General features: G+C 63.6%; 22 protein-coding genes and 1 tRNA gene. 16 read left to right on the top strand and 7 right to left on the bottom strand.

The genetic code is table 11. From position 1 onward, the window contains the following. Window positions 1–13 precede the first annotated feature (13 nt). On the bottom strand, window positions 14–2,212 hold the full coding sequence (purL, locus tag V2I08_RS08745; RefSeq protein ID WP_349634743.1) for a phosphoribosylformylglycinamidine synthase subunit PurL: 2,199 nt from the start codon (window positions 2,210–2,212) through the stop codon (window positions 14–16). Window positions 2,213–2,449: 237 nt separating this feature from the next. Here purL and V2I08_RS08750 point away from each other — a divergent pair, with 237 nt between their 5' ends. Then, window positions 2,450–3,046, top strand: a complete 597-nt coding sequence (locus V2I08_RS08750; protein ID WP_349634744.1) for a hypothetical protein — start codon at window positions 2,450–2,452, stop codon at window positions 3,044–3,046. 24 nt (window positions 3,047–3,070) lie between these two features. On the opposite strand, the gene V2I08_RS08755 is transcribed toward V2I08_RS08750, so the two are convergent. After that, complete coding sequence (locus V2I08_RS08755) at window positions 3,071–3,262, bottom strand: hypothetical protein (RefSeq protein ID WP_349634745.1); 192 nt, start codon at window positions 3,260–3,262, stop codon at window positions 3,071–3,073. Between the two features lie 138 nt (window positions 3,263–3,400). After that, entirely contained in the window at window positions 3,401–3,784 is a 384-nt protein-coding gene (locus V2I08_RS08760; protein ID WP_349634746.1) for a hypothetical protein, read from the bottom strand. 181 nt (window positions 3,785–3,965) lie between these two features. Between V2I08_RS08760 and V2I08_RS08765 the strand changes: the two genes are divergently transcribed. The 5 genes from V2I08_RS08765 to queA all read left to right on the top strand — a co-directional run bounded on the left by V2I08_RS08765 (window position 3,966) and on the right by queA (window position 7,636). Then, entirely contained in the window at window positions 3,966–4,226 is a 261-nt protein-coding gene (locus V2I08_RS08765; RefSeq protein ID WP_349634747.1) for an exodeoxyribonuclease VII small subunit, read from the top strand. Window positions 4,227–4,231: 5 nt separating this feature from the next. Then, entirely contained in the window at window positions 4,232–5,140 is a 909-nt protein-coding gene (locus tag V2I08_RS08770) for a farnesyl diphosphate synthase (RefSeq protein ID WP_349634748.1), read from the top strand. 5 nt (window positions 5,141–5,145) lie between these two features. After that, window positions 5,146–5,658, top strand: a complete 513-nt coding sequence (gene coaD, locus V2I08_RS08775) for a pantetheine-phosphate adenylyltransferase (protein WP_349634749.1) — start codon at window positions 5,146–5,148, stop codon at window positions 5,656–5,658. Window positions 5,659–5,750: 92 nt separating this feature from the next. Continuing rightward, entirely contained in the window at window positions 5,751–6,488 is a 738-nt protein-coding gene (locus tag V2I08_RS08780; RefSeq protein WP_349634750.1) for a peptidylprolyl isomerase, read from the top strand. Window positions 6,489–6,607: 119 nt separating this feature from the next. Further along, window positions 6,608–7,636 (top strand): tRNA preQ1(34) S-adenosylmethionine ribosyltransferase-isomerase QueA, encoded by a 1,029-nt coding sequence (gene queA / locus V2I08_RS08785; RefSeq protein ID WP_349634751.1) that lies wholly within the window; start codon window positions 6,608–6,610, stop codon window positions 7,634–7,636. 6 nt (window positions 7,637–7,642) lie between these two features. Here queA and V2I08_RS08790 read toward each other — a convergent pair whose 3' ends face one another. Next, on the bottom strand, window positions 7,643–7,978 hold the full coding sequence (locus tag V2I08_RS08790) for a DMT family protein (protein ID WP_037476486.1): 336 nt from the start codon (window positions 7,976–7,978) through the stop codon (window positions 7,643–7,645). A 117-nt stretch (window positions 7,979–8,095) separates the two neighbouring features. Between V2I08_RS08790 and V2I08_RS08795 the strand changes: the two genes are divergently transcribed. The 3 genes from V2I08_RS08795 to V2I08_RS08805 all read left to right on the top strand — a co-directional run bounded on the left by V2I08_RS08795 (window position 8,096) and on the right by V2I08_RS08805 (window position 9,736). After that, a tRNA-Ala gene (locus tag V2I08_RS08795) sits at window positions 8,096–8,171 on the top strand. Between the two features lie 65 nt (window positions 8,172–8,236). Beyond that, window positions 8,237–9,007 carry an NUDIX domain-containing protein gene (locus V2I08_RS08800; protein ID WP_349634752.1) on the top strand — a complete coding sequence of 257 codons (771 nt, stop codon included), beginning with the start codon at window positions 8,237–8,239 and terminating at the stop codon, window positions 9,005–9,007. Window positions 9,008–9,010: 3 nt separating this feature from the next. Then, complete coding sequence (locus V2I08_RS08805) at window positions 9,011–9,736, top strand: extensin family protein (RefSeq protein WP_349634753.1); 726 nt, start codon at window positions 9,011–9,013, stop codon at window positions 9,734–9,736. Window positions 9,737–9,749: 13 nt separating this feature from the next. On the opposite strand, the gene trpE is transcribed toward V2I08_RS08805, so the two are convergent. Next, window positions 9,750–11,261: an anthranilate synthase component I gene (trpE, locus tag V2I08_RS08810; protein WP_349634754.1), complete on the bottom strand. Its 1,512-nt coding sequence runs from the start codon at window positions 11,259–11,261 to the stop codon at window positions 9,750–9,752. Between the two features lies 1 nt (window position 11,262). Further along, complete coding sequence (locus tag V2I08_RS08815; protein WP_349634755.1) at window positions 11,263–13,212, bottom strand: SurA N-terminal domain-containing protein; 1,950 nt, start codon at window positions 13,210–13,212, stop codon at window positions 11,263–11,265. Window positions 13,213–13,421: 209 nt separating this feature from the next. Between V2I08_RS08815 and tpiA the strand changes: the two genes are divergently transcribed. The 3 genes from tpiA to V2I08_RS08830 all read left to right on the top strand — a co-directional run bounded on the left by tpiA (window position 13,422) and on the right by V2I08_RS08830 (window position 16,639). Continuing rightward, window positions 13,422–14,174, top strand: a complete 753-nt coding sequence (gene tpiA, locus V2I08_RS08820) for a triose-phosphate isomerase (protein WP_349634756.1) — start codon at window positions 13,422–13,424, stop codon at window positions 14,172–14,174. Window positions 14,175–14,539: 365 nt separating this feature from the next. After that, window positions 14,540–14,914, top strand: a complete 375-nt coding sequence (gene secG, locus V2I08_RS08825; protein ID WP_349634757.1) for a preprotein translocase subunit SecG — start codon at window positions 14,540–14,542, stop codon at window positions 14,912–14,914. Between the two features lie 90 nt (window positions 14,915–15,004). Beyond that, window positions 15,005–16,639, top strand: a complete 1,635-nt coding sequence (locus V2I08_RS08830) for a CTP synthase (protein ID WP_349634758.1) — start codon at window positions 15,005–15,007, stop codon at window positions 16,637–16,639. Between the two features lie 51 nt (window positions 16,640–16,690). Here V2I08_RS08830 and V2I08_RS08835 read toward each other — a convergent pair whose 3' ends face one another. After that, window positions 16,691–17,827, bottom strand: coding sequence for a PQQ-dependent sugar dehydrogenase (locus tag V2I08_RS08835; protein WP_349634759.1), 1,137 nt, complete (start codon window positions 17,825–17,827; stop codon window positions 16,691–16,693). A 189-nt stretch (window positions 17,828–18,016) separates the two neighbouring features. Here V2I08_RS08835 and rimP point away from each other — a divergent pair, with 189 nt between their 5' ends. The 4 genes from rimP to V2I08_RS08855 all read left to right on the top strand — a co-directional run bounded on the left by rimP (window position 18,017) and on the right by V2I08_RS08855 (window position 21,104). After that, window positions 18,017–18,541: a ribosome maturation protein RimP gene (gene rimP / locus V2I08_RS08840; protein ID WP_349634760.1), complete on the top strand. Its 525-nt coding sequence runs from the start codon at window positions 18,017–18,019 to the stop codon at window positions 18,539–18,541. A 13-nt stretch (window positions 18,542–18,554) separates the two neighbouring features. Beyond that, entirely contained in the window at window positions 18,555–20,126 is a 1,572-nt protein-coding gene (gene nusA / locus V2I08_RS08845; protein WP_349634761.1) for a transcription termination factor NusA, read from the top strand. A gap of 6 nt (window positions 20,127–20,132) precedes the next feature. After that, window positions 20,133–20,372: a 4-oxalocrotonate tautomerase family protein gene (locus V2I08_RS08850; RefSeq protein ID WP_037473771.1), complete on the top strand. Its 240-nt coding sequence runs from the start codon at window positions 20,133–20,135 to the stop codon at window positions 20,370–20,372. 63 nt (window positions 20,373–20,435) lie between these two features. After that, on the top strand, window positions 20,436–21,104 hold the full coding sequence (locus tag V2I08_RS08855; RefSeq protein ID WP_349634762.1) for a DUF448 domain-containing protein: 669 nt from the start codon (window positions 20,436–20,438) through the stop codon (window positions 21,102–21,104). Window positions 21,105–21,152 lie beyond the last annotated feature (48 nt).

Here is a 21,152-nt window from a genome sequence, read left to right on the forward strand (position 1 = left end):
ATATTCGATTCGGTTAAAGTTCGCTGTCCATCAGCTTGGGGAAGAAGCCTTCATGCGCGGCGCGCAGGTCGGTGAGTGACACGTTGATGCCAACGTCGCGCGTTTCCTCGATGCCGTGGCCGCCAACAGACCCGATGCGAACAGCGCCCGGAACATCGGCGTCCGACCGTGTGGTTACGACATAGCGCGCCTGATCTTCACCAAAAGCGGATGCAGTCGACTCGATCGGGTCGATGATAGCGCCGATTTTGCCCGCCAACGCCATTTCCGCGATCGTGACCAACAGGCCGCCGTCGGACACATCATGAACCGCGTTAGCGGTGCCGGATGCGACGAGGGCGCGGATGGTGTCGGCATTGGCGCGCTCAGCAGCCAAGTCGACCTTGGGCGCTTCGCCCGCTTCCAGACCGGCGATTTCGCGCAGCCAGATCGACTGGCCGAGATGCGTGCCTTCTCCGCCGATCAGCCAGATGGCGTCGCCTTCATTCTTGAACGCCACCGTCGCCATGACATCCACATCGGCCAGCAAGCCAATCCCGCCAATCGCAGGCGTCGGCAAAATGGCGCTGCCGCCACCCGTCGCCTTGCTTTCGTTATAGAGCGACACATTGCCGCTCACGATCGGGAAGTCGAGAGCGCGGCAGGCGTCGCCCATGCCGTCGAGGCAACCCGTCAGCTGCGCCATGATTTCGGGGCGCTGGGGGTTGGCGAAGTTCAGGCAGTTGGTCACCGCCAGCGGTGTCGCGCCGACCGCGGACAGGTTGCGATAGCATTCGGCGATGGCCTGCTTGCCGCCTTCATAGGGGTCTGCATAGCAGTAGCGCGGGGTGCAATCGGTGCTGATCGCGATGCCCTTGTTGGAGCCATGGACGCGCACGACGGCTGCGTCGCCACCGGGGCGCTGGACGGTGTCGGCACCGACCATATGGTCATATTGTTCCCAGATCCAGCGGCGGCTGGCGATGTCGGGGCTGCCCATCAGTTTGAGCAGGTCCGCGCCGATGTCGGTGGATTCGGGAATATCGCCGAGCGGCTTCACGCCCGACCAGGCCTTGTAATCCGCGATCGGCATCGACGGGCGATCATAGAGCGGCGCATCATCCGCCAGCGGGGCCAGCGGAATGTCGCACACGGTTTCGCCATGATGGACCAGCACCATGCGGCCGCTGTCGGTGACTTCGCCGATGATCGCGAAGTCCAGTTCCCATTTGTGGAAGATCGCTTCGGCAAAGGCTTCGCGGCCCGGCTTCAACACCATCAACATGCGCTCCTGCGATTCGGAGAGCATCATTTCATAGGCGGTCATGCCGGTTTCGCGCTGCGGCACGGCATCCATGTTGAGCAGGAGGCCGACGCCGCCCTTCGACGCCATTTCGACGCTGGAGGAGGTTAGGCCCGCCGCACCCATATCCTGAATCGCGACGATCGCGTCCGATGCCATGAGTTCAAGACAGGCTTCGATCAGCAGCTTTTCGGTGAAGGGATCGCCGACCTGCACGGTGGGGCGCTTGGCATCGGCATCGTCGCCGAAATCGGCGCTGGCCATGGTTGCGCCATGGATGCCGTCGCGGCCGGTCTTGGAGCCGACATAGACGATGCTATTGCCCACGCCGGATGCGGCGCTGTAAAAAATCTTGTCGGTGTCGGCGATGCCCACGGTCATGGCGTTGACCAGGATATTGCCGTCATAAGCGGGGTGGAAATTCACCTCGCCGCCGACAGTCGGCACGCCTACGCAATTGCCATAGCCGCCAATGCCGCGCACCACGCCGCTGATGAGGTGGCGCATCTTGGGATGATCGGGCCGCCCGAAACGCAGCGCATTCATGTTGGCGATCGGCCGCGCGCCCATGGTGAACACGTCGCGCAAAATGCCGCCAACCCCGGTTGCCGCGCCCTGATAGGGTTCGATATAGCTGGGGTGGTTGTGGCTCTCCATCTTGAAGATCGCCGCCTGCCCATCGCCAATGTCCACGACGCCGGCATTTTCGCCGGGACCGCAAATCACCTGCGGGCCGGTGGTCGGCAGCTTCATCAGGTGGATCTTGGAGGATTTATACGAGCAATGCTCCGACCACATGACCGAGAAGATGCCGAGTTCCGTCAGGTTCGGCTCGCGGCCGATCGCCTTCAATACGCGGTCATATTCTTCCGGGCTGAGGCCATGTTCGGCGACGATTTCCGGGGTGATCTGGGTGGCGGTGCTGGACATGCCGCGCCTTTAGCGGGGGCGTGGGCGGAGAGCAATGGCGGCGTGCATGCTTTGGTGACATGCGTCGATCGGGCGGGAGAAACGGGATAAGAGGTGGGCGCGCCTCTCCCGCGCTTGCCTGCTGCCATTGCGCGCAGAGGGGCTGCGAAATAGGGGGGCGTGTCGGCTTTGTCTGGTTGGTGAGAAATGGTGGAGAGCGGTCATTGCGTGCCGCCGATATTTGTCTAAGTTGTCCGCATGTTTGGCAACGCTCACTTTGATCGCCTGCGGCAAACTTTCGCTGATCAGTTTTCGGTCGGTGAACAGGGATTATTCTATCGTAAGTATCAGAGGGGTGCGCCAATTCGCGTGAGCCACTCGGAAAGAGACGAGTTTGTAGCGGCTTTCAACAAGCGCATTCGCTACGCCACGTGGTCCATCTTTCCTGCCTCCGTTGGCCTGATACTGCTTCTAGTCTGGCGAACCCCGGATGCCGATAGCGCCATCGCGCAGATTGCGATGTGGGGCGGGATAGCAGCTATCTTGCTGTCTTTCATGGCGATGTATTACTGGGCTTGGAATGCTCCATCACGCGAGTTAGAGCGCCGAACGCCAGAAGGCCCAGCATTGACCAGGGAGGGGGCGCGTGCGCTTGCCTTCTCCAAAATCACCTATGGTCAACTTCTGATAGCGGCACTCATGGGCGCAGGGCTAATTTGGAAGAAGTCGACGGAGATAGATGTCTTTCATGGATGGGGAGTAGCCTGGCTCGCGTTTGGGGTTGGGCTGGTGGTCCTTGCTGGCGTTCAGGCGATCCGAAAGTGGTGCTTCAATCAGAAACGAGCGCCAGAGTAAACGTCCGCTCTGGGGCGTTAGCCGTCACGATCCGGCGACGGGCAGATCGATCTTCACTGCGTGGGTTTTGATCGACGTCAGCAGAAACACCGCTGCGCTCAGCAGACCCACGATCCCCCACATATACCCGCGCGTGCGCAGGTCGATCACAGCCTTAGCTATGCAATAGATGGCTGCAGCAAGCGCCGCGAAGTTCCACAGTGTGAAGCTCCACATATGGGGGAAGATATATATATAACCAGAACGGCAGGCAATGCCCGAAAATGAGGCGAAACCCGCCAATGCGCGGACAAGAAAAAGGCCGGACCGTTAGGGGCGGTCCGGCCTGGGAATGGATGGAAGGATCAGGCCGCCTTAAACGTGGCAGGCCTGTGCGCTCTTGCCAGGGACGGTGATGGTGACCTTGTCGCCCGCACCGTCGATGGTGTAACCGCCCTCGGCGGTGAAGGGCTGACCGGCTTCGGCTGCCTTCAGCGTGGTGGCTGCGCCGCCCTTTTCGGTGCGCAGCAGCGCGGTCTTGTCGTCGCTCATATAATCGACGAACAGCAAGCTGTTGTCCTTGCAGCGGAACTGCTTGTTGGCCTTGACCGACGGCGGCAGCTCGACGGGTGCGGCATTGGCGAGCTCGGCAGCCATCGGGTCACGCGGACCGCCCACGACTTCGGGTTCGTCATTCTGGTTGCAGGCGGAAAGCAAGCCAAGGCTCGCGGCGGCGATAAGGGGGATATAAGATTTCATAGCGATCCTTTTATGTGCGCGTGCAGCATAATGCGTCAACGCAAATCTGCGTCTTTCCCGCCATGCCCCTGATATGACGTCATGACGCTTTCATGACAGGGGTGGGGCCAAAAGATCGGGCGAGTGCCCGATTGTATGCTGCGGGCTTGACCGGGCGGGCGGTGGCGGTCAATGCAAGGGCATGGCCACCGACAGCAGCACGCAAGCCCCGGACCCCAACCAGCTTTCCTTCGAGGATGCGCTACGCGCCCTTGAAACCATTGTGCGCAGGCTCGAAAGCGGCGATGTGCCGCTTGACGAGTCGATCTCGCTCTATGCGCAGGGGGAAGCGTTGCGCAAACGCTGTGCCGACCGGCTGCAGGCCGCCGAGGCGCGGATCGCCAAGCTGACGGTCGACGCCAATGGCGCAGTTACCGGCGCGCAGCCGTTCGGCGCGGACTGAGCGGCATGGGGGGGGATGTTTCGTCGTCGGCGTTGCTGACCAGCCGTTCGCGTGATGTTGCGGCGCGGATCGATCATGGCTTCGACCTGCTCTTGCCCGTGCCCGACGATGCGCGCGCGCGCCTCTATGAAGCGATGCGCCACGCCGCGATCGGCGGCGGCAAGCGGCTGCGGCCCCTGCTGGTCGAAGCGACCTGCGACCTGTTCAACATCGCGCGCGAATCGGCGCTGCGGGTCGGCCTGGCGGTCGAGTGCATCCATGTCTATTCGCTGATCCATGACGATCTGCCCGCGATGGACGATGACGACATGCGCCGGGGCAAGCCCACCGTCCACAAGGCCTTCGACGAAGCCAGCGCGATATTGGCCGGCGATTGCCTGCACGATGTCGCCTTCGAAGTCCTGGCCGACGAGCAGACTCATGCCGACCCGTTCGTGCGGATCGACCTGGTCAGGGCGCTTGCGCTGGCGAGCGGCCCGGCGGGCATGGCGGGCGGGCAGATGATGGACCTGGAGGCGGAAAAATCGCGCTTCGACCTCGCCACCGTCACCCGGCTGCAAAATCTCAAGACCGGCGCCTTGATCGCCTTCTGCGTCGAGGCGGCCGCGATCATGGCGCGCATCCCGGTTGAGGCGCGCACCAGCCTGCATGGCTATGCCCGCGACATTGGCCTCGCTTTCCAGATTGCCGACGATCTGCTGGATGTCGAAGGCGACGCGGACTTGGCGGGCAAGGCGCTGGGCAAGGATGCCGCGGCGGGCAAGGAAACCTTCGTATCGCTGTTGGGTGTCGATCGCGCACGGGCGCAGGCGCATATGCTGGTCGATCAGGCCAAGGCGCATCTGCACGGCTATGGCGCGGAGGCCGACCTGTTGCGCGCCATCGCCGACTATATCATCGAAAGGGATCGCTAAGCCCCATGAGCAAGCAGCGTATCGGCGTCTATCCCGGCACCTTCGATCCCATCACCCTGGGCCATATGGACATCATCCGGCGCGGCGCGAAGCTGGTCGACAAGCTGGTGATCGGGGTCACGACCAATATCGCCAAGTCGCCCATGTTCTCCGACGAAGAGCGGTTGGACATGGTGCGGCGCGAATGTGCGGGCATCGACGCTGACATTGTCGTCATCGGCTTCAATTCGCTGCTGATGGACTTTGCCGAATCGCAGGGGGCGAGCGTCATCGTGCGCGGGCTGCGCGCCGTCGCCGACTTCGAATATGAATATCAAATGGCGGGCATGAACCAGCAGATCAATGCGCGCGTCGAGACCGTTTTCCTGATGGCGGACGTCTGCCTGCAACCGATCGCCTCGCGGCTGGTCAAGGAAATCGCCCTCTATGGCGGGCCGATCCATAAATTCGTCAGTCCCGCCGTGCGCGACGACGTTGTGGCGCGAGTGGAAAAGATGGGCCGCAAAGGCAACGCATAACGCTGCTCAGCCTGCGTTCAGTTGCCAATCGCGATCAGCGCGCTATCAGGGCGGCTTGGCCCTACGCCCATAAGATCAAGGAAGTCTGCTTCATGCGTTTCACCTGCGCGCTCAAGACCATGGCGATCGGTGTCGCCCTTGCCACGTCCGGCTTTGCCTACGCTCAAGGTGGAGGCGGCGGTGCGGATCAGGTCAAGCGCGCCGAAGCGGCCGCACGGGCGCAGAGCAACGCCAAGTCGCTGGAAACCGACCTGACGCCGAAGCTGCCGCCTGCAACCATACCGGCTGATCCAGAAAATATCTGGGATCTGGACCTGTCGACCGGCGGCCGTGTTCGTATCCAGTTGCGTCCCGACATTGCGCCTGGCCATGTCGAGCGGATCAAGGAACTGACGCGGCAGGGTTTCTATAACGGCCTGAAATTCCACCGCGTCATCCCCGGCTTCATGGCGCAGGGTGGAGACCCCAAGGGCGACGGCACCGGCGGATCGCAGCTCCCCGACCTCAAGGCCGAGTTCAACCCGATGCCTCATCTGCGCGGCACCGTGTCGATGGCGCGCGCGCAGAGCGAGGACAGCGCCAACAGCCAGTTCTTCATCGTTCTGCTGCCCCGGATGCAGCTCGACAAGAAATATACCGTCTTCGGCCGGGTGATCGAGGGCATGCAATATGTCGATGCCATTGCCCAGGGCGAGCCGCCTGCCAATCCCAGCGTGATCTGGCAGGCTTCGATTGAAAGCGATGGCAAGCCGCCGGTAAGGATGCCGATGCCCGGCATGGCCGCACCCGCCGCACCGTCGATCCTGCCTTCGCCAGCGCCCGGACAATAATCGACCGCTCCCCGTTCGCTTCGAGCGAAGTCGAGAAGCCGCTGGCGCAGGGGCGAGCCTGTCTCGACTGCGCTCGACACGAACGGTTGCTGGCCTGATCAAACGAAACAGATAGACCGATGCGCGTAGACCTGTTCGACTTCGACCTCCCGCCGGAAAATATCGCGCTGCGCCCCGCCAGCCCGCGCGATGCCGCGCGGCTGTTGCTGGTGCCGGGGGCAGGGGACTTTGCCGACCTCACGGTACGCGACCTGCCGGGCTTGCTGCGCGCGGGCGACGTCCTGGTATTCAACGACACGCGCGTCATTCCCGCCCAGTTGGAAGGCACGCGCGGCGAAGCGCGGATCGGCGCAACGCTGCACAAGCGCCTGGGTCTACGCCAATGGCAGGCCTTCCTGCGCAATGCGAAGCGGGTGCGCGATGGCGACCGGATCGACTTTGGCGCAGGCGTCACCGCGATCGCCGGGCCGCGCGACGAAGATGGCGGCGTGACGCTGGACTTCGAGGGCACCGAGCCAGTGGAAGTGCTGCTGGAACGGGCCGGTCGTATGCCCTTGCCCCCCTATATCGCCAGCAAGCGCCCGACCGACGAACGCGACGTCAGCGATTATCAGACCATGTTCGCGCGTGAGGATGGCGCGGTCGCTGCCCCCACCGCCGCGCTGCATTTCACGCCGGACCTGATGGCGGCGCTGGCCAAGGCCGGGGTGCTGACGGAAACGCTGACCCTCCATGTCGGCGCGGGCACCTTCCTGCCGGTCAAGGCCGACGACACCGACGACCACCGCATGCACGCCGAATGGGGTCGGATCGAACCCGCCACCGCCGACCGGCTGAACGCCGCGCGCGCGGCGGGCGGTCGCCTGATCGCGGTCGGCACGACGTCCCTACGGCTGCTGGAAAGCGCGGCGAGCGAAGATGGCATCATCCACCCCTTCGCCGACGAAACCCGCATCTTTATAACCCCCGGCTACCGCTTCCGCGCCATCGACGGGCTGATGACCAATTTCCATCTGCCCAAATCGACCCTCTTCATGCTGGTCAGCGCCCTGATAGGACGCGACCGGATGCAAGCTGCCTACGCCCACGCGATCGGCCACGGCTACCGTTTCTACAGCTATGGCGACAGTTCACTTCTGCTTCCCTGACTGGACTCACTTCCCCACGAACAGAAACCCCACCGCGCCCATGATGCAGGCGAAGGCGGCGAGGTGGCGCCAGTGGAGGGGTTCGCCCAGCACTGTGACCATGAAGCCGCCGAAGATGACCAGCGCGATCGCTTCCTGCGCGACCTTGAGCTGCCCCGCGCTCCAGCCATGGGCATAGCCGATCCGGTTGGCGGGAACGGCAAAGCAATATTCGACCAGCGCGATGCCCCAACTGATCAGGATGACCAGCAGGATCGGCTTTTCCATGCCGCCCTTGAGGTGCCAATACCAGGCGATGGTCATGAAGACATTGGAGATGATCAGCAGGGCGATGGTCGGCATAGGGGCCTCTTTTGGAACGGGGGAACGCTTTGGCACCGCGCATGGTGGCCGCGCAAGCAATCGTGCAAAAAGACCGTTGCAAGCGCCAAATCCCTCGCCTATAGGCAGCGCTCCTTTGGGGCCTTAGCTCAGCTGGGAGAGCGCGTCGTTCGCAATGACGAGGTCAGCGGTTCGATCCCGCTAGGCTCCACCAACCCCTCCCTTTGGGGTTGCTTGAAGGACTTTACCGCCAGCGCCTCGTGCGCCTAAGGCGGTCTCATGACAGAATTGGAACAGCGCAGCCGCCCGGCTGCAACGGTCGTGATCGTGCGCGACCGGGCCGATGGGCCGCCGGATATATTGATGATGGAACGGGCCAGCACCATGGTCTTTGCCGCCGGCGCGCTGGTCTTTCCCGGCGGCGCGGTCGATGCGGAGGATCATGATCTGGCCGCGCGGATCGATCACGGACTGGAGCAGGACGAGGCGGCCGCGCGCATCGCCGCGATTCGCGAGACGATCGAGGAAGCGGGGTTGGGGGTTGGCTTGCATGGCGTGGTGGACGCGGCAACCGTGCTGCGTCTGCGCGACGGGCTGCAGGATGGCGTGCCCTTGCGCACTCTGCTCGACCGACATGACCTAAGCGTCGCGTTCGATGCGCTGACGCCCTTTGCCCGCTGGCATCCCGCGCCCTTCGATCAGGCAACGCGGATCTTCGACACGCGCTTCTACATCGCTCGCGCGCCGGACGGACAGATGGCCACCGTCGATACGACCGAAAATGTAAAGCTGTTCTGGAGCGGCGCGGCGGCCACGCTGGCGCAATGCGATGCGGGGGAGGGGAAGCTGATCTACCCGACCCGGCGCAATCTGGAGCGGCTGGCCCTGTGCGCCAACCATGCCGACCTCGTTGCCCATGCGCGTGCCTATCCGGTCGAAACGGTGCGGCCCTGGCCGGAGGAGCGGGATGGCGAACGGCATTTATGCATCCCCGATCATCTGGGATATCCGGTCACGTCGGAACCTATGGCGCAGGTCAGGCGTGCTTGAGGCATGCGCAAACTTCATGTGACCCTCCGCCGCCTCGTCCTGCTTGCCGTCCTGCTGTCTCTTCTGTTGCTCGGCTATGCCGTCGTGCGGCAGCGGCCGCAGGACATGCCCTGGACCGACCTCGACCTCAGCCAGCCGATCGGCATGTTCACCGGGCGCAAACTGACCGCGCTGACCGGCGATGCCGCGCAATGCCGTGCGCTGCTCGACCGGGCAGGCGTCGATTATGTCGCGGTGCAGCCGGGTGGGGCGGACCAGTGCGCCTATTCCGATGCGGTGCGGCTGCGCGCGGAGAAAGACGCGATCGCGCTGGCCCCGGCGTCGGTCGCGCCGTCCTGCCCGGTCGTCGCCGCGCTCAAACTATGGGAGTGGCAGGTCGTCCAGCCCGCCGCCCAGCGCATCTATGGCCAGCCGGTGCGGTCCATGCGCCATCTGGGCAGCTATAGCTGTCGCCGCATGTATGGCCGCAGCGCAGGTGATTATAGCGAACATGCGACCGCCGACGCGCTCGACGTGGCCGGCTTCACCCTGGCCGACGGCCGCAGCATCAGCGTGCTGCGCGACTGGAAGGGTGAGGGCGAGGATGCGCAATTCCTGCGCGCCGTGCGCGACGGGGCGTGCGACCTGTTCGCGACCGTCCTGTCACCCGATTATAATGCCGCCCATCGCGACCATTTCCATCTCGATCAGGCCGAACGCGGCGCGACCGGCTGGCGGGCGTGTCGATAGGCCTTAGCCCCGTCTACTGCCCAAACCCCGCATCCCGCGCCAACGCCACGGCTTCGCGCGCCGCCGCCAGCAAGGCACCGCTCTTGGCCTCGCATTCGCGCTGTTCATAGTCGGGGTTCGAATCCGCGACGATGCCCGCGCCCGCCTGCACATGCATGACGCCATCCTTCAGGACGGCGGTACGCAGGACGATGCAACTGTCCATATTGCCGTCCGGCCCGAAATAGCCGACGCCGCCCGCATAAGCGCCGCGCGTTTCGGGTTCCAGTTCGGCGATGATTTCGCAGGCGCGCACCTTGGGCGCACCGGACACGGTGCCCGCCGGAAAGCCCGCGAACAGGGCGTCGAGCGCGTCCTTCTCTGGCGACAGGCGGCCGACCACGTTGGACACGATATGCATGACATGGCTGTAAAATTCGACGGTGTAGCTGTCGGTCACGGTCACGCTGCCAGCGGTCGCCACCCGGCCGACATCGTTGCGCCCAAGGTCGAGCAGCATCAGATGTTCGGCCCGCTCCTTAGGATCGGCGAGCAAGCTTTCGCGGTTGGCGGCATCCTCCACGGCATTCTTGCCGCGCGGGCGAGTGCCTGCGATCGGCCGGATCGTGACTTCGCCATCGCGCGCGCGGACCAGGATTTCGGGGCTTGACCCGATCAGCGCGAAGCCGGGCAGGTCGAGATAATAGAGGAAGGGCGAGGGATTGATCCGTCGCAGCGCGCGGTAGAGAGCGATCGGCGGCAGGGTGAAGGGGCTGGTGAAGCGCTGTGCCAGCACCACCTGAAAAATATCGCCCGCCACGATATACTCCTTCGCGCGATCGACCATGGCGGCATAGCGGCCCGGCTCCAGCACCGGGGTCACGGCGATGTCGGCAATGTCGGCCTGGGCGGGGGCGGCCGGGATCGGCGCAGCCAGCCGCGCGGCTGTCGCCTCGATCCGCTCCAGCGCCTGTTCGATCGCCCGATCCGGGTCGGCAAAACTGCCCTTCCACACCGGCGCGACCAGATAGAGCTGGTCGGCCAAGCGATCGAAGATCAGGATGATGGTCGGCCGCACGAACAGCATGTCGGGCAAGTCGATGGGATTGGGGGCAGGGCGGGGCAGTTTCTCGACCAGGCCCACCGTCTCATAGCCGAAATAGCCAACCAGGCAGGCGAGCGCGGCGGGCAATGCCGGGTCCATCTCCGCCCGGCATTCGGCGACCAGATCGCGCAACGCATCCAGCGCACCCGCCTCCAGCGGCGCAAAGGCGTCGCGGTCGGTCGCCCAGTGACGGTTGATCGCGGCGCTTTGCCCATGGGCGCGAAACACCAGGTCGGGGGCGAGGCCGATCAGGCTGTAGCGGCCACGCACCGCGCCACCCTCGACCGATTCGAGCAGATAGTCGCCCCGATCGGCCTCGAACAATTTGAGCGCGGCGGAGATCGGCGTGTCGGTGTCGGCAATCTGCCGCCGCCACACCAGCGCAGACTCGCCTCGTGCCAAGGCTGCGCGCGCGGCCATATCACCCTTCGCCAATGCCATTTTACAGGTCGCCGCTGTTGGAGGCGGCCAGCGCCTTGCGCACGCCTTCGACCGCCTTGGGGTTCCGGGTGGTGCCCAGGCGCTTTTCTACTGCACGCTGGAATTGTTGGCCATATTCCTCGCCGATCGCGTCGCCCAGTTGGTCTCGCATTTGCGCCAGAAGTTCGGGCTGATCCTTGGCGTCACCGCGTTCGATGGCGTTGAGCTGGACCACGAAATAGCCTCGATCCTGGCCGATCGGCAGCGTTTTTACCGTATTTTCCGCCATGGAGAAAAGGATGGCGACTTCAGCGGGCGGACGTTGTTCACCACGCATGATGTCGGCGCGTTTGCCACCCAACATTTGCGGCGCGGGCAGCTTGACGCCGGCCTGCGCGATGGCGTCGGTCAGTTTAGTGCCCTTGGCCACCTTGGCGCGGATCTGTTCGGCCAACGCCTTGGCCTTATCGTTGCCTGCGTTCAGCTTATATTGCGCCTGCACGATCGGCTTGACCTTGGCCAGCGGCGGCGGCGCGGCGGCGACGATCTCGCCCGACGCGATCAGTGCATAGCGCTTGTCGGGGGTGATCGGCACCATCTGCGCATCATCATCCGCGCTCATCGCGAAAGCGGGTGCCAGCAGCGGCTGCACATCGGGGGACACGACATAGGCCTGATCCTCGACCTGCTTGCCGGTGGCGAGCAGCAACGGGCTGGTTTCGAGCTTGAGGCCATTATCCTTGACCACTTCCTCGAACGTCCCGCCATCAGCGATCTGATCTTCCAGCTTGCCGGTAAAGTCGGCCAGCAATTGCTTTTCCTTCTGCGTGCGCAGGGTCGCGACGATCTCTTCACGCACCGACGCCAGCGCGCGGGCAGGAATGTCCTTAACCGCCGTGACGCGCAGCAACAGCCAGCCGAGCGGCCCGCGTACTGGGCCAACCAGATCACCCTGCTTGGCGGCAAAGGCGGCATCGGCCGCAGCCTTGCCCGCCGTTGTGGTCAGTGCGGCCGGGGTCTGGTCGGCCAGCGTCGCCACCGCCAGGCCAGCGCCCTGCGCAGCGGTGGACAGCGACGCGCCGCCCTTCACCTTGTCGGCAATCGCCTTGGCCGCAGCTTCGGTCGGCAGCACCAGTTGCTCGATCGTCCGGCTCTGCTTGGCGGCATAGGCGGCCTTGTTCTGATTATAAGCAGCGGTGATTTCCGCATCGCTTGGCTGCGAGGCCTGTGCGAAACGCTCGGCATCGACCACGGCATAGCGGATGCGCCGCTGTTCGGGGATGGTGAAGCGATCGGCGTTACGCTTGTAAAAATCGGCCAGTTGCGCGTCGGTCGGGTCTTTATCGTCCAAGAAAGCCACCGCCGGGATCGCCGCAACCGTGCCCTGCCGCGCTTCCAGCAGCAGCGAAGCGTAGGGCAGGACCAGGCTGTCGGTCGGCTTCACGCCCATGCCGATCGGGGTCAGCAATTGGCGCTGCAGGATTTCGCGGCTGATATCGTCGCGCAGATCCTTTTCCGTCAGCCGCTCCCGCGCCAGCAGGTTGCGGAAATTCTCCTGGCTGAAATTGCCCGCTGCATCCTGGAACGCCGGGATTTGCGCGATCTGCGCATCGACCAGCCGCTTGGAGATATGCATGCCCTGATCGTCGGCAAAGGCGCGCAGCGCGAGCGAGGCGACCAGCTGGTCATAGACCTGCGCCGCGCCGCCCTGCGTGAAGAAATCGTTGATCTGAAGACCGGGGTCGGACCGGCGCGCATTGTCGAACACCCGCTGGACCCGCTCCTGCAATTCGGTTTCGGTCAGCTTGTAGCCCTTGGCTTTGGCTGCCGTGCCGCCCCCGCCAAAGCTGGTCCCGAACTGGCCGCTCGACAGGTCGCCCAAGATGAAGGCTGCGGCGATCGTGCCCAGGAATAACAGCGCGAACACTGCCCCGAACCGGGATTTGATGAGGCGGCGAAAGACAGAAAGCATGAAAATATCCGAACTGCGGCGGGATGGCGGCCCGCTTTAAGGGCGGATGCGCGCGGCGGCAAGGCTTGCACTGGACAAATGCGCGAGCGCCGTTCATCGCCTCTGACCAGTTCATGGTTCTTCCGATGGAGACGCGACGCCACAGCAGACTGGCGCGCGGCGGAAGGGGCAGGACGACGTGCAGCAATAAAGAATAAGGGGAACAGACGATGGGCAGGCGCAAGCTGGTTGTCGGCAACTGGAAAATGAACGGGATGCAGGCCGCGCTGGAGGAGGTCGCCACCATTGGCGCGTTCGCGACGCACCATCCCGCGGTGGAGGTCGGGCTTTGCCTGCCTGCCACGCTCATTGCGGCGGCGAACGCGCGCAAGGGCGGCGCCTTCATCGGCGCGCAGGATTGCCACATGCAGGCAAGCGGCGCACATACCGGATGCCTGTCAGCGGCGATGCTGGCCGAAGCCGGGGCTAGCTGGACCATCGTCGGCCATAGCGAACGGCGGCAGGACCAGGGCGAAACCGATAGCGACGTGGCGGCCAAGGCTTTGGCGGCCAAGGCCGCGGGCCTGGGCGTCATCCTGTGCGTCGGCGAAAGCCTGGACGTGCGCGACGCGGGCAACGCCGAAGCGGTGGTGTCGGCGCAACTGCTCGCTTCCTTGCCCGATGGCGCGGCGGCGGACTGGCTCGCCATCGCCTATGAACCCATCTGGGCGATCGGCACCGGCCGCATCCCGACGATGGAGGCCGTAGCGACGATGCACGCCGCCTTGCGCGCTGCGCTGGCGAGCCGGATTGGCGATGACGCGCAGGACATGCGCATATTGTACGGCGGGTCGATGAACGGCGACAATGCCGCCGAACTGATGGCCATCGCCGATGTCGATGGCGGCCTGGTCGGCGGCGCCAGCCTGACCGCCGAAAAATTCGCGCCGATCATCACGGCGGCGGATGGGGTGGTGGGTTAGCACATCACAATCCTCCCCTGGAAGGGGAGGGGGGCCACGAAGTGGTGGAGGGGTGTCGCCCTATCGAGAGCGTGACACCCCTCCGTCTGGCCTGCGGCCAGCCACCTCCCCTGCCAGGGGAGTATCTGTGATCGTCGCGACCGCTGACGGGTTGGCGGTTCATTCTAAAACTTTCCACCGTTCGGGCTGAGCCTGTCGAAGCCCTGTTCTTCTTTTTCAGAGTGCAAGAAAGCCCTTCGACAGGCTCAGGGCGAACGGATTTAGAATGATCCCTTGCAACGCGAACGCGCGCAATGGTTGCCCCCGCGTCGCTTCGTCGCTATGTGCCCGGCAACGCCCTCCTTACCCGGACAGAAACCCGTCGCATGTTCACTTTTCTTCTCGTCGTGCAGGCCATCGTGGCCGCCCTGCTGGTCACCGTCATCCTGATGCAGAAGTCGGAAGGCGGCGGGCTGGGCGTGGGCGGTAGCCCGGCTGGCTTCATGTCGGCGCGCGGCGCGGCGGATTTCCTCACCCGGTCCACCTCCATCCTGGCGACGGTCTTCGTGCTGTTGTCGATCGCCATGGCGGTGATCGCGGCGGTGCGCCATGCCCCGACCGACATCGACACCTCGCTGGTGCGACAGGCGCCGACGAGCCAGGGCGCGCCCGCGACCGGCACCGTCGATCCGCTGGCCGGTGCTGCCGATTCGGTCGGCAATGGTGCGGCGGCCAACGGCGCGGTTCCCCTCGCCAACTAAACCGTTCATCGACATCGCTGATCTTTTTTAAGCGCGCGTGGATTCGCGCGCTTGCCCTTTGTTGTTCCGAAAGGCTAACCCTTCTCTCCCATGGCGCGGTATATATTCATCACCGGCGGCGTGGTCTCCTCGCTCGGAAAAGGCCTCATGGCCGCATCCCTTGCAGCCTTGCTGCAAGCGAGGGGCTATCGCGTTCGCATTCGGAAATTCGACCCCTATCTCAACGTCGATCCGGGGACCATGTCCCCCTATCAGCATGGCGAAGTCTATGTGACCGACGATGGCGCGGAAACCGACCTCGACCTTGGCCATTATGAACGCTTTACCGGCGTTTCCGCGCGCCAGTCGGACAATGTCACACAAGGCCGCGTCTATCAGACGATCATCCAGCGCGAACGGCGCGGCGATTATCTGGGCGCAACTGTACAGGTCATTCCGCACGTCACGGACGAGATCAAGGCGTTCGCTTTGGCTGACACCGACGGCCTTGATTTCGTGCTGTGCGAAATCGGCGGCACCGTGGGCGACATCGAATCGCTGCCCTTCATGGAGGCGATTCGCCAACTGCATAATGATCTGGATCGTGGCCAGTCGATCTTCGTCCATGTGACGCTGGTGCCGTACATCGCGGCGGCCGGCGAATTGAAGACCAAGCCGACCCAACATAGCGTCCGCGAACTGACGTCGCTCGGCATCCAGCCGGACATTTTGCTCTGCCGCTGCGAACATCCCTTGCCCGAAAGCGAGCGCAAGAAGATCGCGCTGTTCTGCAACGTACGCCCCGAAGCGGTCATCCCCGCGCTCGACGCCTCCAGCATTTATGCCGTGCCCCAGCAATATCATGCCGAAGGGCTGGACGCCGAAGTCCTGCGCGCCTTTGGTATAGACGATGCACCCGCGCCCTCGATGGAGCGGTGGGACGACATCATGGACCGGCAGCAGAACCCGGAAGGCGAAGTGACGATCGGTGTGGTCGGCAAATATGTCGGCCTGCTCGACGCCTATAAATCGCTGCACGAAGCGCTGCACCATGGCGGCCTCGCCAATCGGGTGAAGGTCAACATCAAGTGGATCGACGCTGAGCTGTTCGAGGAAGCGGATTCGGACATCACCGCCCGGCTGGAACCGATGCACGGCATCCTGGTCCCCGGCGGCTTCGGCGTGCGCGGATCGGAAGGCAAGATCGCTTCGGTCCAGTTCGCGCGGGAACGCGGCGTGCCCTTCTTCGGCATCTGCCTTGGCATGCAGATGGCCTGTATCGAAGGCGCGCGGAACACCGCAGGTATCGAACAGGCCTCGACCACTGAATTTGGCGAAACCAGCGAGCCGGTCGTCGGCCTCATCACCGAATGGATGAGCACCGAGGGCTTGCAGAAGCGCACCGCCGAAACCGACCTGGGCGGCACGATGCGGCTCGGCGCATACCCTGCCAAACTGACCGGCAACAGCGTCGTTGCGGGCGTCTATGGCACGACCGAAATCAGCGAGCGGCACCGCCATCGCTATGAAGTCAACGCCGGTTACCGCGAGCCGCTGGAAAAGGGCGGTCTGCTCTTCTCCGGCATGTCGCCTGACGGTACGCTGCCCGAAATCGTCGAGCGGCCCGACCATCCCTGGTTCGTCGGCGTCCAGTTCCACCCGGAGCTGAAATCCAAACCCTTCGACCCGCATCCCCTGTTCGCCAGCTTCATCGAAGCGGCGGTCAAGCAGAGCCGGTTGGTCTGAACCATCCGCCATTACGGGCGCAGTCAAGCTGTGCCCGTAATGGCAGGCTTGTCACCTGGCAGGGGTCAGCTTCAATAAGCGACCTTGCGAGCCATCGCGACCATCCTCCAGCACCCACAATGCGCCATCCGGCCCTTGTTCGACTTCGCGAATCCGTGCGCCCATGTCCCATTGATCCGCCTTCGATGCCGTCTCGCCGTCCAGCTTGACCCGGATCAGTGCCTTGCTCGACAGGCCACCGATGAACAGGGAGCCTTTCCAATCCGGGAACATATCGCCTGAATAATGGATCAGCCCGGCTGGTGAGATCGCCGGGTTCCAACTGACCTTGGGCACCTCAAAGCCATCGCCCGCTGCATGATCGGGAATGTTGCGACCATCATAATGGTCGCCGTTCGACACTTCGGGCCAACCATAGTTGAGGCCGGGCTGTATCAGATTGACTTCGTCGCCACCCTTCGGCCCCATTTCCTGCTCCCACAAACGCCCTTTCTCATCAAAGGCGATGCCGAGCAAGTTGCGATGGCCATAGGACCAGATCGCTGGATGAAAGCCCTTGGCCGCCAGCGGATTGCCTGCGGCCGGGGTGCCGTCGGGATTGAGGCGCAGCACTTTGCCCAGGGTCGATTTGGGATCTTGGGCCGGATCGAATTTCTGCCGCTCGCCATTGGTGAAGAACAGATATTTGCCGTCGGGCGAAAAGGCGATGCGGCCCGAATAATGGCCATTGCCCTCGACATAGGGGCTGGCGCGGAAAATCACCTGCACATCGGTCAGGCTGGTCGTCCCGTCGCTCGCCTGCGCAAACGCACCCTTGGCCAGCGCGACGCCCTTGCCGCCGTCACGGCTTTCGGAAAAGCTGAAATAGACCATTTTGTCCTGTGCGAAGCCGGGCGACAGAACGACGTCCATCAATCCGCCTTGCCCGGCGCTGTCGACGGTCGGGATGCCGACGATCGGGATCTTAGTGCCGTTCTTGGGATCGAACAACAGCATCTCGCCAGCCTTTTCCGTCACCAGCGCGCGCCCGTCGGGCAGGAAGGTCATGGCCCAAGGCGAATCGAAATCGGCGATCGTGGCGGTGGCAAAGGGCTTGTCGGCAGGCGCGGCGGCATTCTGGCCCGTGGCGTTTTCGGCCGAACAGGCCATGAGGATGAGGGGCAGGGCGGTCATGGCTATACGGCGCATCGCGATCTCCGGTTATGAGCGTTCACAGGTGGGTCTTGAGCGATAGAATGAGTGGCGACGATTAATGTTGCAGATTTAATGGTGTCCGCCTATATCGGCATTGCTTCCTTACATCGTCAAACATGTCAGGGTCGCAGGCAACCAGCCTGCGGCGGCGAAAGCGCGCATATATCTGGATTTGGAGATTGCATGGCGGACATCGCCGCACTGACAGCTTTGATCGAACCTGAGGCGAAGGCTTTGGGTTTTGACCTTGTGCGGATCAAGCTGTTCGGATCGGGCGATGATCGCACGCTCCAGATCATGGCCGAACGGCCCGAAACCAAGCAGTTGGTGATCGAGGATTGCGCCGCTTTGTCGCGCCGCCTGTCCGATTTGCTGGATGAGGTCGATCCGATCGAGGAGGCCTATCGTCTCGAAGTCAGTTCGCCCGGCATCGACCGTCCGCTCACCCGCCTGCACGACTTCGTCGAATGGGGCGGGTTCGAAGCGCGGATCACCGTGACCGAGGCGATCGAGGGGCGCAAGACCTTCAAGGGCATCCTCGGCGGGGTCGAGGGCGAGGATATCCAGTTTCGCGATACCAAGGTTGGCGATGTCGTCATCCCCTTCGGCCTGATCGATGGTGCCAAGCTGGTGCTGACCGACGCGCTGATTTCTGCTACCATGCCGCTTTCCTCCGATGGGGCGGATGAATTTGAAACCGAAGAATAAGGGTTCATAAGTCATGGCCAACGCCATTTCCGCCAACCGGGCAGAACTGATCGCCATCGCCAATTCGGTGGCGTCGGAAAAGATGATCGACAAGGCCATCGTCATCGAGGCGATGGAAGATGCGATCCAGCGCGCCGCGCGCGCCCGCTATGGCGCTGAAAACGACATCCGTGCCAAGCTGGACCCGGAAACCGGCGACCTGCGCTTGTGGCGCGTGGTCGAGGTGGTCGACACGGTCGAGGATTATTTCAAGCAGGTCGACCTGAAGGCCGCGCAGAAGCTCAAGGCGGACTCGGTCGTCGGCGACTTCATCGTCGATCCGCTGCCCGCCATTGACCTGGGTCGCATCGATGCCCAGTCGGCCAAGCAGGTGATCTTCCAGAAGGTCCGCGATGCCGAACGTGAGCGCCAGCATGAAGAGTTCAAGGACCGCGTGGGTGAAATCATCACCGGCGTCGTCAAGTCGGTCGAATTCGGCCATGTCGTCGTCAATCTCGGCCGGGCCGAAGGCGTCATCCGCCGCGACCAGCAGATCCCGCGCGAAGTCGTCCGCGTCGGTGACCGCATTCGCTCGGTCGTGCTGAACGTCCGCCGCGAAAATCGCGGGCCGCAGATTTTCCTGTCCCGCGCCCATCCCGAATTCATGAAGAAGCTGTTCGCGCAGGAAGTCCCCGAAATCTACGACGGCGTGATCACCATCATGGCCGCCGCCCGCGATCCGGGCAGCCGCGCCAAGATCGGCGTCATCAGCCGCGACAGCAGCATCGATCCGGTCGGCGCCTGCGTCGGCATGAAGGGCAGCCGCGTGCAGGCCGTCGTGCAGGAAATGCAGGGCGAAAAGATCGACATCATCCCCTGGTCGGAAGATACCGCGACCTTCGTCGTCAACGCGCTCCAGCCTGCCCAGGTCAGCCGCGTCGTCATCGATGAGGAAGAAGAGCGGATCGAAGTGGTCGTCCCCGACGATCAGCTCAGCCTCGCCATCGGCCGTCGCGGCCAGAATGTCCGCCTCGCCAGCCAATTGACCGGCAAGGCGATCGACATCATGACCGAAGCTGACGCGAGCGAAAAGCGCCAGAAGGAATTCGTGTCGCGCTCCGAACTGTTCCAGAACGAACTGGATGTGGACGAGACGCTGTCGCAGCTGCTGGTCGCCGAAGGTTTCGGCGAGCTGGAAGAAGTCGCTTATGTCAGCATCGAGGAACTGGCCGGGATCGAAGGTTTCGACGAAGACCTCGCCGCCGAACTGCAGAACCGCGCGCAGGAAGCGCTCGATCGTCGTGAAGCCGCTGCGCGCGAAGAGCGTCAGGCGCTGGGCGTCGAAGATGCGCTGGCCGACATGCCGCACCTCACCGAAGCCATGCTGGTGACGCTGGGCAAGGCGGGAATCAAGACGCTCGACGATCTGGCCGATCTCGCCACCGACGAGCTGGTGCAGAAGAAGCGCGTTGACCAACGTCGCCGCAAGAGCGAAACGACCGAGGACAAGGGCGGCATCCTGGCCGCTTACGGCCTGTCGGACGAGCAGGGCAATGAGATCATCATGGCCGCCCGTGCGCATTGGTTTGAAGACGAGGAAGCCTGAGCCAAGATGCCCTTTGTCGATATCCGTCTGGCCGGCACGGCAACGCGCGCGCAGAAAGCCGCGATCGTTGCCGACGTCACCCAGTCGCTCGTTGAGCGGCTGGGAAAGCCTGCGGCTGCCGTGCAGGTGGTGATTTCGGAAATTTCGACCGAGAATTATGGCGCGGCGGGGCAGCTTCTGGCTGACCGCGCGCCGGTTGTCGCTTTATCAAGGGAGGACGCCAATGTTGCGGACACTCCCCGATGAGCGTTTAGGCCTATCCAATAGCGTTGGGGTTGCCAGTTCATCCGTTTTGGCGGAGGGGCAGGCATGACCGAACGCAAATGCATACTGACCGGCGACCGCGCCGACCCCGACCATCTCATCCGCCTGGCCATCGGCCCGGAGGATCAGTTGCTCCCCGACCTGCGCGCCAAGGCGCCGGGACGTGGTGCCTGGATCGGGGTGTCGCGCGCTGAATTGGAAGTGGCGCTGGCCAAGGGCAAGTTGCGCGGCGCCATCGCCCGCGCTTTCAAGACCGGCGAACTGGCGATCCCCGACGATCTGGCGGCGCAAATTGAAACCGGGCTGCGCCGCGCGCTGCTCGACCGGCTGGGGCTGGAATCGCGCGCCTCGATGCTGCTGACCGGATCGGAAAAGATTGACGTCGCCTGCCGCAAGGGCCAGGTGCGGTTACTGCTCCACGCAATGGATGCGGCGCCTGACGGCAACCGCAAATTGGACCAGGCGCTGCGCGTCGGACAGGAAGCGGAAGGCACGGATCTTGCGGGCATCGTCTTGCCTGTGGACCGCAACGCCCTATCTATGGCAATGGGGCGCGACAATGTCGTCCATATCGCAGTGACCGACTCGCGTGCGGCGTCGCGTCTGCGTGCGGCCATCGGCCGATTGGAAAGCTATCTGGGTTGCGCTGCTGAGGCGCCTGTGCATGGGGAGCCACGCTCCACCGATGCGCCGGGCGTCCAGGCAAACGTATAAATAAGGCGTCGGCGGGCCTATCCGGCCGAAGCGGAAGTGAAGGGTTAA

Origin of the sequence: Sphingobium sp. MK2 (assembly GCF_040170545.1) — a bacterium.
In the GTDB taxonomy this organism is placed as follows: Bacteria; Pseudomonadota; Alphaproteobacteria; order Sphingomonadales; family Sphingomonadaceae; genus Sphingobium.